The sequence below is a fragment of the SAR324 cluster bacterium genome (assembly GCA_029245725.1).
Taxonomy (GTDB): domain Bacteria; phylum SAR324; class SAR324; order SAR324; family NAC60-12; genus JCVI-SCAAA005.
Genome location: JAQWOT010000164.1, coordinates 1 through 12,249 on the forward strand (window position 1 = coordinate 1; position 12,249 = coordinate 12,249).

Consider the following 12,249-nt stretch of genomic DNA (forward strand, 5'->3'; position numbering starts at 1 on the left):
CCAGCGTCTCCTTGACCGTGCCCTGGGCGAAGATCTTCTTGGACCAGACTGGAAACTTCATTTCAGTCAAGGTTGCGGCGTCACGCACCCCAGCATCAATCACCAAGCCCAACACTCCTCGCGCCTGCAGCGAGTTCGCCAGCAGATCCCCGAAATAACCATCCTCACACGGGCTCGTGGGAGCAACCACAAGGATGTCTCCGGCCTGACACTGCTCGACTGCCACATGAATCATCCAATTGTCTCCAGGGGCCACCTCACAGGTGACGGCTGTACCCACAATCTTGGCAGGACGGTAGATTGGGCGCAGATAGGACGCTAGCAGACCATTGCGTCCTTGTGCTTCGTGAACTGTGGCAACGTCCAACTCCTGATAGGCTTGCACCAATGATTCAGGTGGACGCGGAATGTCTGTGATGACAACGGGCATCAGAATATACTCCAGCAAATAAAAAACAGGGGAGAGTGCGATTCAAGCAGCTAAAGAGGTAAATAACCGGTTAAGAATCCACCCGTAGCAGAAAGTTCTCAAGCAAATTTCTAGAAAATTTTGGTATGAATTAAGATCAGAACTAGGCAGAAAGAGATGATTCAAAGAGAGATCAATCCTCCCGAATCAGGGAATTTGAGAGGATGTCAGAGGGAAGAAAATTCTGAAGTCCCAGAGCACTAGGAAACAGTCCAAACAGCAGAAAAAACAGGGTCTGCGTTATGAGTTTTATGTATAAGACTATTGTGCTTGGGCATATTTTTCAGCAGTTGGAGCCACATTTCCAGTACCTATCGCACTCACTGCTGCAATTCGATAATAGTAATATTTATTGTTGACAAGACCTGAACTGTCTGTATATGAGCATGCTCCAGATCTACAGCCAGATGATACGTTTGGTATAGTGATAACACCTGGGACGCTGTTCCCCATATTAATCTGGTCAAAACTGATAACTCTGCTTAGCCCACCTGATGATTGTTCTAATTTATAAACCGTGTAGTTATCAGCAACACCTACTGCATCCCAAGTGAGAGTAATACTACTACTACCAATCCCGTCTGATGTCGCTGTTAGATTTTCGACAATAGGCGGCAATGACTTTTGGTATAATGTTAAAACATCATCAGCACTGAAAGATCTACCGAAAATTTTTACTTCATCGACATAACCCTTCCAGTTTTTCTTTCCCTGACGATTGATGCCTATTTTTATTTTTTGCCAAAGGTACCTATTTTTTGCAGCCCAATAACTTTTCCACAAATCGCTTGTAGCGCTGCCTGTTGATTGTTGGTGCTTTCCGTTCACATAAAAACTTGCTTGATCATTTGCGTAATGAACTAGCGCGATATGATACCAACTGTTTAATTCTAAGACGGGCCCTTTGAGAGTCTTCCCATTATTGTTGTAGGCACGAATTCTACCCAGTGGACTAGCTGAATCATCTAAATCAATTTGAAAGTCTGGACCGTTTGGAATGTCACCAGATGAAAATGCTGAGCTATACATTTCCATATCTCCATCTGGATTTACCCAAAGTGACAACGTCCAGTTGTCTGGAATATCTAACTGATTGAATGAAGTATTTTCTGCATATGTGCCATCATTTGCACTCGAACTACTTAGGCCTCGATCTCCATCAAAGTATGCAGATATACCAAAAGCACATCCCTCTCCAAATGTAATACTGTTGCTTGTGTCAACTAGATTATATGGGTATCCATTAGCCCTACTTCCATTATTAGGACTATAATCGTTTAAGTCTCGAACAAATGGATAGTACACAAGTAAGTCTGGATCATTGTCTACCATAACTGACTCACTTGCAGTTGAAGTACATTCTACAGGGTACGGAGTTTCACCTAGTTCATTTGTAGAAAGCTTAAAAACGTCATCTGCATCAGCTTTACGATCACCATCATCTATATACGCTGCGAGTCGATACCAATAGGTTAAAGTTGGACCCAATCCTCCGTGTATAAATTCACCAGATGTCCCTAGTATAGCTCCTGTATGATTATCTGAATCATCAACCATTCTACCTGCTGGAGTTCGTGAAGCTGGGGGAACAGTCGTGTAAAATAGTTTATAGTAGTCATACGCACCTGTAGGGAAACCTACTGGTGCATCCCAACCTAAATGAAGTCGAACAATATCGCGTGTAATATTATCTAAATCGAAATCTGCAATTCCTGGGTTGTCATCATCAACCGTAGTCACAGTTACTGTTTGACTCCCCAATAAATCATACTTGGAATCTGCAGTACTGCTTGTATTAACAGAAATTGTGACAGTACTACTGACATTATCATCATCTACAAGTTCATCAACTGCCGTCACCGTCACTGATTTAGTTGTGTTATCAGTAAAAGTCAGACTACTGGGAGAGATACTCGCCTCTGATGCATCATCATGGCTCAGATCAAAGACGACGGTCCCAGTGGGTACCGTATCCAACTTAACGGTAAAGGTTTGTGAGGTTGTGCCCGATTCGTTCACACTGACTGCCGTAGTTGAAAGGGTGAAACCTGCCGTATCGTCATCATTGATCGTCACTGAAACCTGCTGTGGAGTCCCTGCCTGGGCACCTTGCCCCCCACTCACCGACGAGATTTGAATTGTCAGGGTTTCATCATCTTCATCAATCCCATCATTCACCGGGGCAAAGTTGATGAAACCACTTGTGGTACCAGCTGTGATGGTGATGGCACCTGGGGCGGTATAATCTCCTCCAATGGTGGTTCCATTGGTTGTGCTGAGATTGACCGTTGTATCCGTTGCGGCTGTTCGATTCTGAGTTGCCGTAATCTCCACGGTTCCACTCTCCGCGACAGTTGCCGCTGCGGCAGAGAGCGTCACAATCGGCATTTCCTCATCATCAATCGTCAACACATTGATTGTTTGCACGCCAACGCTGTCGTAAACACTGTCCAAGGTGTTTGGCTGATCAATCGCTACACTCGTGGTGCTGGTGACATTGTCGTCGTCATCGCTGTCGTCCTCACCGGTAATCGTCACAGTCTGACTGACTGTCCAGTTTCCTGTCGAGAAGGTCAGGCTTTCCGGAGAAACCCGTGCTTCGCTCAAGTCATCCGAAGTGATATCAAACTCAACGGTGTTTGTCGGTTCAGTCTTCAGCACGACCGTAAAGGTTGCAGTCGTGCCATTCTCACTGACATCTGCTGTGGTTCGTGAAATAGTGAAGCTGGCCGTATCGTTATCCGTAGTAGTTGCGGTGACGGTCTGGGCAGATAAGGTTGGTGAGTTGTAGTTGCCATCTCCACTGCTTGGAGTCAGTGTCAACAAGGTTGATCGATTGCCATCATCAATGTAGTCATCCTTGCCCGTCAGCGTCACTGTCTGGGCTGTCGACCAATTGCCGGTACTGAAGACCACGCTGCTTGGATAGAGCACCTCGCTGCTGTCATTATCACTCAAGGTGAGCGTCACATTGGCTGTCGGCTCACTGTTCAGTACAACGGTGAAGGTGTCTGTGCTACCAGTCTCAGCAACTGAGGCCGTTGTCTTCGAAAGCGTGAAGCCGGCGCTGTCGTCATCTGTGATAGTGACAGATATTTGTTGAGGCGTTCCGCTTTCAGTAGCACCGCCACCAGAGACTCCGGTGATATCAAGCACTACAGCCTCATTGCCTTCGGTAATGTTGTCATCAACTGACGTGATGGTTGTAGTCTGCGTGCTACTACCTGCAGCAATCACCAATGAACTTGAATCAAGACTGTAGTCTGTACCTCCACCGGTTGCTGTTGCCCCTGCTCCAGGAGCCAAGGTCACCGTGATGGCCGAGGAAGAAACTACGGAAGAGGTCACCGTTACAGTAGAAGTCCCCCCATTCTCAGCAATCGGGCTCGTAGGGGTCGGAGCCAAGGTGATCTGCGGGGTTGCCTCATCATCAACCAGTGTAATCGTCTGGCTCTGTGTTCCGTTCTCACTGGCGCTGTCTCCTCCACTCACACTGGCAATGTCGATGATGATTGTCTCTGCCGGGTTCTCACTGACACTGTCCTGAAGCAAGTTCAGATTGGTCGTCCCGCTGGTCGCTCCGGCACTGACGCTGATCGTGAAGTTGTCCAGCATGTAGTCACTGCCATTGTCCGCTGTGCCCGATGGACTCAGGGTGACCAGCGTATCCACTGTTGCTGCATGGTCTAGCAAGGCGGTGATCACCGCTGCGGCACTGCCGGCATTCTCATTGACACTACTCGCTGAGACCAGCAGGTCCACCACCGGTGGGTTATCATCATCAGTGATCGTAATTGTCTCCTGCTGGTTGCCCCCAGATTCCACTGCACTGCCACCATTCACACTGGCAATGTCCACAACAATCGTCTCTGCAGGGTCGAAGGTGCCATCATCAAGACTACTGACCAAGGTGCTGGTGCTAGCGGTGTTGGCTGGGATCGTCAGGCTGGTTGTACCGATGCTGTAGTCACTGCCGTTGTCTGCACTGCCGCTCAAGGAGAGGTTGACCGTGATCACCGAGGAAGAAGCTGGGGTTGAGGTCACCGTCACGGTGGAGGTTCCTCCATTCTCAGCAATCGGACTCGTAGGCGCTGGAGCCAGCGTGATCTGCGGTGTTGCCTCGTTGTCAGTGATCGTCACGGTCACCTGTTGAGCCGGAGTAGCCTCTATGGCACTATCTCCCCCACTCACACTGGCAATGTCCACAACAATCGTCTCATTCGGCACCTCACTGAGCGGGTCCTCCAAGATGCTCAACTGAGCCGTCCCTGTGGTGTTGCCAGCAGCAATCGTGATTGTGCTGCTGTTGATCGTATAGTCGGTCCCAGCTCCTACAGTCGCCGTCCCCGACAGCGAGAGGGTCACGCTAGTGCTGCTCTCAGCGACAGCACTCAGTGTAGCTGTCAGGGTGACCGCGTTGGCGCCAGCACTTTCAGCTACGCTAGTAGTTGAGCTACTCAGGCTCACGGTGGGTGTGGGATCATCATCAGTGATCGTGATCGTCTCTCGTTGGGTCCCACTCTCAGAAGCTCCGTTGCCCCCACTGACTGTATCAATGTCGACAATCACTGTCTCCGCTTCATCATTGAAGTTGTCATTCACTCCGGTCACCGTGATGCTGCCGCCAGTGCTACCGGCGGCAATCGTGATCGAAGAAGCGCTCCGTAAGTAGTCAGTGCCATTGTCTGCTGTTCCACTGAAAAGCAGGTTGATCGTTGTGCTCTGGGCTGCTGTGGTACTCATTGTGGCTGTCACCGTCGAAACCCCACCATTTTCAGCAATCGGGGAGGAAGAGGAGAGACTCACTGTCGGTCCTGCCTCATTATCTGTCAGGTTGATCGTCTCGGTCTGCACCCCATTTTCTGTGATCCCAATCGAGTTGGTCACCGAGCTGATGTCAATAATAATTGTCTCAGTCCCCTCGATCAGTAGGTCCTCACTGATGTTCAGCGTGGTTGAAGCCGTCGTACTGCCGGCAGCAATCAGCAGGGAGCTGCTGTTGAGCGTGTAGTCTACCCCACCCCCCGTGGCGGTCCCTGAAGTGGAAAGTCCCACTGTGACATTGTCCGAAGCGGTATTTGACAATGTGACTGTCACCGTCCTAGCTCCAACACCAGCTCCTTCAGAGACAGTGTTGTTATCTACCGACAGGCTCACCGTAGGAGTTCCCTCATCATCGGTGATCGTCACTGTCTCCTGCTGGCTCCCAGACTCCGTTGCACCACCACCACTGACCGAGCTGATGTCGATGATCACCGTCTCAGCTGGGTCATAGATTCCATCATTGACGGTGGTAATGCTGGTTGTTGCTGTCGTGCTGCCAGCGCTGATGTTGAGCACTCCCGCTCCCAGGCTGTAGTCCACCCCACTCCCGCTGGCTGTACCAGTCTCGGCCAAGTTGACTGCGATGACAGAAGAAGAGGCTGGGTTCGCTGTCACAGTCAGCGTCACCGAGGCATTCGCCTCGGTGACTGTGCTCGCTGAGCTGCTCAGGCTGATCACTGGTAAGGCCTCATCATCGGTGATCGTCACTGTCTGCCTCTGGGCTGGAGTAGCCTCAGTGGCATTGTCACCCCCACTGACGTTGGTGATATCCACAATCACAGTCTCAGCTGGATCACTGATTGAATCCCCCGCACTGCTTAGAGTCGCCGTACCTGTGGTGTTGCCAGCGGCAATCACGATCGTGCTGCTACTAAGATTATAATCAGTTAGGTTTGTTGCGGTCCCCGAAGTCCCCAAAGTCACGCTCGTGCTGGCGCTGTTGACATAGCTCAGAGTGCCCGTCAGGGTGACCGAACCACCTGTCTCACCCATGCTGTTGCTGTTCACCGTCAGGCTCACCGTCGGTTGGATCTCATTGTCATTGAAAGTCAGTATCTGCTGCTGGGTCCCGGACTCTGTGGCGCTGTTGCCCCCGCTGACTGAGTTGATGTCGACAATGATCGTCTCACCGTTGTCATAGTAGGGGTCATCCTGGGCGCTGATCGTTGCTGTGGCTGTAGCCACTCCAGCAGCAATCGTCAAGACTGTGTTGTCGATGCTGTAGTCGCTGCCCCCACCAGTGGCTGTACCTGAAAGAGCCAGCGTCACTGTCGTGGCGCTTGAAGCTACTGGGTTCATGGTCACCGTCAGCGTGGCGTTATCCCCAGCTCCAGTCTCGTTGAGCGAATTGGTTGAGGTCGACAGAGTCACGCTTGGGTTGGCCTCATCATCGGTGATCGAGATGGTTCGTTGCTGGGCTGGTGAGGCTTCCACCGCGCTGTCGCCACCACTGACGGAGCCAATGTCAATGATCACCGTCTCGGTGCCCTCTGAGATCGTGTCATCCTGGGTTGTCACCGTCGTCGTTGCTGTTGTACTACCAGCGGGTATCGTCAGGCTAGTTGTAGCGATGCCATAGTCAGCCGGGTCACTAGCTGTGCCGCTTAGGGACAGGTTGATGCTCACCGCAGTGCTGTTGACGTAACTCAGTGTAGCCGTCACGCTGGTGTTGTTCGTTGCTCCCGCTGCCTCTGTCAGGTTGTTCGATCCTACTGTCAGGCTCACCGTCGGCTGGGCCTCATCATCGTTGATCGTCAGCGTCTCACTCTGGGTACCACTTTCGGTGGCAGTGCTCCCACTGACACCGCTGATATCGACGATGATCGTCTCACCGTCATCGTAATACGGATCATCATTGCTGCTGAGCGTTGTTGTGGTGCTGGTCGAGCCAGCAGGGATCACTAGAGTGGTACTACCAACACTGTAATCAACTCCTCCACCAGTAGCTGTCCCAGAGATTCCCAGCAGGATTGTTGTGTTGCTCGTTGCCGCTGCGGTCATTGAAACTGTCAGGGTCACGGCCGGGTTCGCTGCGTTCTCTAGAAAGCTACTGGCTGAGGTGGCCAGCGTAACCGCTGGCGCTACCTCATCATCGGTGATCGTCACCGTCTCCTGCTGGTCCCCGTTCTCTATGACGCCATCTCCTCCAGAAACTGCAGAGATCTCCACGGTGATAGTCTCGGCGTCATCATCAATGTTGTCATCCAGGCTGCGTAGGGTCGTGCTGGCGGTCAGCGAACCCGCTGGGATCTCGATGGTCGCATTGTCGATGCTGTAGTCGGTGTTGAGCGTGGCGCTGCCGGAGAGAGAAAGTAGAACTGTCGTGGTGCTAGAGGCTGTCTTGTTCAACGTGGCATTGATGAAGACAGTGCCAGCATTTTCAGCAAGGTTGGAAGAGACAGCCTGCAGGCTGACACTCGCTGGAGCGATGCGCTTGGGCTGCGCTTCCGGACTGTCAGCGCGGGGAAACTCGATGTCATAGACAATCGTCCCTTCCTTACAGCCGGAGAGAACCAGCGTAAAGAATAAACTGAAAAGGATCAGCAGCGACTTCATCAAATGCTCCAGGAAAGCAGACCAGCTCAGCAGATTGCTCCGCCTAACTTGATTCTCTTAGAGGATTTTGAGGCTTCCTTGAAGACCTTATCGCTTCCATGCGCAGTCCAAGAACTCTCAGGAGCAACCTTGCAGGGGTAGAGGTGGGTTGCTGTTGCTTTGTGCGTTGGCCGAGAACTCTTACGGAAATAATTTCAAGTAAGCTCAAAGTGAAATATTCATGCCTGAATGCCTACTTATCGAAAGTGAATTTCGCAAGAGGAACTGAATAAGCTATAATAAATTTAGCTATTAGTCAATATTATGTCACAAATAAACATAGCAAAAGCCTACTTAGAACCAATTTTTGTAAAAGTGCAGAAAAAACAGGTTTACTGACGGAAGATGTAGGTGATTTTTGGTGCATTCAACTTGGGCAAGTACTGCGTGAACGCTTTGTGCTGCGAAGGTTATTCTCAGCAAGCGTTGAACTCAGTGACATCAACACTCTGCCCATACTAGCAATGAAACAGTTCCTTTCTTTCACACAGGTTAACTCGATTAAAAAGACTCAAATCGGTGTTGTTGGGCTCGGAGAGATCATTGCTGTCTACATCAATAATCTCAAATGTTTTGAGGCCATTCAGCTATTGGCTTGTCTCAGGCGTGGTCTTGAAAAGGCACAGTCAAAAGCCTTGAGGCACGGTATTGAACGTTCCTACGCCAGTGCCGACGAACTGATTCAAGATGCAGAATTGAGCTGATCTTGAACCTCACACCACCGTTGTGCCACTAACAGATCAATCGCGCCACCTTGCTTGTTGGCAAGCATGTTTATATGGAAAAACCTCTAGCCACCACCTTTGAGGTAAGCAGTGAACTGGTGATCTTGGCCAAGAAGTGAGATCTCCAGATTGGCAGTGCTCCAGACACTTTTTTTAGCAGTCGCCTGCAGACATTCCAAGAAATCATCGATAGGTGATGGAAAGCATTCTGAAATTTGCTCAGGAACAACGCTTTATCGACATGACCACCACTTTCGAACGACCAGAGGCTGTAGGAGGAAATTATTTGGAGGAACTACGGCGAGTTGCTGTGTCAACAGAGGGAAGGCATTATCCAACTAGGGACTGGCTTGCTCCTGAGTAGATGGAAAAGACCACCGTCAATTTGTTGAGAAGCCCTCACCAATTAGGTGGCGAATTGAATGTAACGAAGCTGAGAAAGATCTCGCCACCTTGGGAGAAGGGTTACCGCATCAGTGGTGGGTGAGAGATTGGTACAGAGGAGAAAAGGTAAGGAAAATAGGTGACTTGCAGGAAATCCCTCATTCAGCTTTCAGCCACCTTCTCCCCAAAGGAGAAGGACAAACTCTCATTCGATTGAAACCCTCGCTCATTCGCAAAGAACTTTTGAACCAACGCTGTCTGAAATCCCTCGCCCAATAGCAGATCGTTGAGTTAGCACTGCTTTAAAATACCCTCGCCAGAAGCAGCAGTCCAACTCAGGGTATTCTGTTGTGTGCCAGCTATAGCAGCTAGATCTGTGACTGGGGCCAGCTCATCACCACTTCCAGAACCACTCTCATTTCCAGTATCGACTTCATCGACTCTGGGAAAATCCACATCATAGACAATCGTTCCTTCTTCCTGAAGTTACCCGCATCCCATCTGGATCAGACAAACCAGAGCTGGCAACAATGGCAGTTCGTAAGTTGTTTTCATAAGTTCCACATTTCTCAGAATCATTGCTTGTATTGGATGTGTTGGAATTCAACTAGGTATACTCAGCAAATGTATTACAGGAAAATTAACTCAGAGGATCCACTCAACGGTAGGAGAATATCGGTGCAGGACCGTCAGGCCAGTAAACTTTAGGGGGAGAATGTCAGTACAAAAATCAAAAATTTCTTAACTTTCTTATTTTGCTGATCTTTATGAAAAGATTTCGGAGTTTGAAAAAATCTCTGCTGACACCCAAGAATGAACCATTGTGGTGGACGGACTGTAGCGGATGGTCAGCTTAGAGAATGACAACTATTTTGGAAGAGGAGAGACGACGCAAGTGGTGCCTGAGAACGTTGTGGAATTGGAAGAAATAGTGCGAGTTGGATATTTGGAAGAGTTCTCTCTTCCAGCCTGAAGGCCATCTTCTCCCTGATGGAGAAGAACGAATTCCGGTTATGTTGAAAATCAGTGGTTGCCTTGACAACCCTCACACAGTGGGAAAGAGGTCACATCTGAAGCGGTGAGGGAGGAAGTTAGTTTGTGGTGAAAAAATATAGGAGTCACAGCGGTCTAATACCTGATGAAAAATAAATTCCATCAGGACAGATCGTTTATTTGCAGATCATATAACGTGTTGCCCTACAGTCAACTTCGCCAAGTTTGGTCCCAATGAAAAACATATTGGAGTAAATATGGTTTAATCTGCCCTCCACTTCGTCGTAATCAATATAGAGTGTATTGCGATAAAAGGCTGATTTTACTCCGACAGTCCAAGCATTATCGAAATCAGCATATAGTGAAAGTTGGTAGCCAACCAGGAAATCTGTTCCGAATCTCTCACCGTAGTGTACTACCTCGCCCAAAGCATTTCTTTCAAGTTTGTCAAATTGAAGAATGCCAAAACCACCTACTAGCTCTAGACTCCCTCCTATCTGTATCAAATCATGCTCTACACTCTTCAGTACCTCCACAGCTTTACCAAAGCCAATCGAGTAATATCCATGAATTACACGGGTCTTAATACTGTGATAAAGTCCTTGATCATCTAAGAAATGGTGCTCAAAACGAGTATCTAGGAGAGCCTTGCCAAGTACCATGTTATCTGCAAAGGAACGGTGGGACGCCATCAACTCGAGAGTAATTCCTTCCATCTCCTCAGACTTCAAGTCATCTTGTTCATAATTTCCATAAGCCTGCCCCCAACCGAGCCACATCCGTTTTTCAACTGGTTCCTGAGCGTTTGAAGTGACTGCGGAGAAAGCCACACTCAAAATCCAGAGCCACAAAAAGATTGTAGATTTCTTCCAACTTAAAATGTAGTGGATACTCTTGTAAGGCAAATCCATTTGTCTTAGCTAAGTTACTGAATTTCAAAACTGATCAATGTTTTGACAGAAAAATACAACAAATTTTGAAGTGACTAGGATAATGTTTGTATCCTTTTTCAGCAAATCTAAGTTGAGCTTATTGGTAGCCTGCACTCAGAGTAAAAATCATTTTTTACAGTTTTTTTTATTCATCTGTGACGAATTACACCAAAATTGAAGTCGTTTGATGTTTTAATGCTAAAAAGGACTGAAAATACTAGCCGAAAAATAGTTGGAGATACTTGGGGATTTGTTTGGAGTGAACGATACAAGTCAGTCTGACACTCAATTTAATCTTTCATTTTCCCAAGATCAAAAAGGTCAGTACCTACAAAGTGAGCTTTGGCACCCTACAAGTCAGGATTCATCTCCGCACATACCCTCAAAAATCGATGCACACTTGCTGCCACTAGCATTGTTTATGTAATGAGGAAATATACTACGTACACTGGAATTTTGTTCAATCTGAGAGGCAGTCACGACAAACTTCAGTCAACATTGTACTTAAACAGTGAATTTGATTACCCTAGTTGGTGTAATTTTTTTGATGAGGAATGAATAATTAGGAGACAGTTTCTTCAGGAAGATTTCTGATCAACGATAGCTAGAGCAGAGAAACTGGTAAAGCAGTTTTCTTCATGAGATTTTAAATAGAAATTACAATGATATAGCACTATTGGCTATTGAAATATAAAAAAGTTCGAAGAGAATGTTGTAACAGTTATTGAAAATTCGGGGGAGAGTACCAGAAACATAATTCATGAATTGACAACCAGGAACATGTGGATTGATACAAATTCAGAGACAAAGGCCCTAATGCTAGTAGCTTGAGCTCAGGCAATCTCATTAGAATTGTTAGGGTTGTTTTTGGTAAGACTTCTTGCTGCTGTCAATATAAAGGCTCGTACCTGCTAGGCTGTACAGATCATGTACTACTGCATTAAGCGCTGGATTTGTGCCGGAACCACAGTTTCTACCTGCAATACTTGATGATTGGTTGTCTTGCCAAGTAGAAACACCACAATAAACCGTATTATTCATTGTTACTCTGGCTTCACTGGTCAGAGGAGTCACACTAAACTCTTGCAGTCGACTGCTCATCGTGTAGCCGACAGATCCATTCGGCAAAATTAGAGGAGATGAACCTCCGACAAGACCCGAGTAGTTTCTCCTCACAGAGTATCTAGCAGAACTGCAGGAACTGTCATCGAAAGTCATTATATCCAGTGTCAGGTTGAATCCAGCGACTTGAAGTGTTTCCGTTTGATAAGGACTTCCACTCGTACAACTGGAGTTCCAAGTTCCATAAAGTGCGGTTAGAGGAACT

Annotated in this window: 7 protein-coding genes; 2 read left to right on the plus strand and 5 right to left on the minus strand. The window is 48.0% G+C overall.

The window, feature by feature from the left end; all coding sequences use genetic code 11:
- Both P8O70_08395 and P8O70_08400 read right to left on the minus strand, forming a co-directional pair.
- Positions 1-430 (minus strand): 4-carboxy-4-hydroxy-2-oxoadipate aldolase/oxaloacetate decarboxylase (locus tag P8O70_08395; protein MDG2196896.1); only part of this gene is annotated, 430 nt, incomplete at its 3' end.
- A 300-nt stretch (positions 431-730) separates the two neighbouring features.
- Positions 731-7,849: a Calx-beta domain-containing protein gene (locus P8O70_08400; GenBank protein MDG2196897.1), complete on the minus strand. Its 7,119-nt coding sequence runs from the start codon at positions 7,847-7,849 to the stop codon at positions 731-733.
- Between the two features lie 437 nt (positions 7,850-8,286).
- On the opposite strand from P8O70_08400, the gene P8O70_08405 reads away from it, so the two are divergent.
- Together P8O70_08405 and P8O70_08410 are read left to right on the plus strand one after the other, a co-directional pair.
- Positions 8,287-8,592, plus strand: a complete 306-nt coding sequence (locus P8O70_08405; GenBank protein MDG2196898.1) for a hypothetical protein — start codon at positions 8,287-8,289, stop codon at positions 8,590-8,592.
- Between the two features lie 217 nt (positions 8,593-8,809).
- Positions 8,810-8,977: a hypothetical protein gene (locus tag P8O70_08410; protein ID MDG2196899.1), complete on the plus strand. Its 168-nt coding sequence runs from the start codon at positions 8,810-8,812 to the stop codon at positions 8,975-8,977.
- Positions 8,978-9,288: 311 nt separating this feature from the next.
- Here P8O70_08410 and P8O70_08415 read toward each other — a convergent pair whose 3' ends face one another.
- From P8O70_08415 to P8O70_08425, 3 genes are all read right to left on the minus strand, one after another.
- Positions 9,289-9,453, minus strand: coding sequence for a hypothetical protein (locus P8O70_08415; protein ID MDG2196900.1), 165 nt, complete (start codon positions 9,451-9,453; stop codon positions 9,289-9,291).
- Between the two features lie 713 nt (positions 9,454-10,166).
- On the minus strand, positions 10,167-10,820 hold the full coding sequence (locus P8O70_08420) for a hypothetical protein (GenBank protein MDG2196901.1): 654 nt from the start codon (positions 10,818-10,820) through the stop codon (positions 10,167-10,169).
- Positions 10,821-11,777: 957 nt separating this feature from the next.
- Positions 11,778-12,249, minus strand: a 472-nt coding sequence (locus P8O70_08425) for a hypothetical protein (GenBank protein MDG2196902.1), incomplete at its 5' end; no start/stop codon positions are given.

Excerpts from the sequence above, each read along its gene's own strand:
- P8O70_08400 (MDG2196897.1), bottom strand. The coding sequence starts at position 7,849 with ATGAAGTCGCTGCTGATCCTTTTCAGTTTATTCTTTACGCTGGTTCTC.
- P8O70_08410 (MDG2196899.1), top strand. The coding sequence starts at position 8,810 with ATGGAAAGCATTCTGAAATTTGCTCAGGAACAACGCTTTATCGACATG.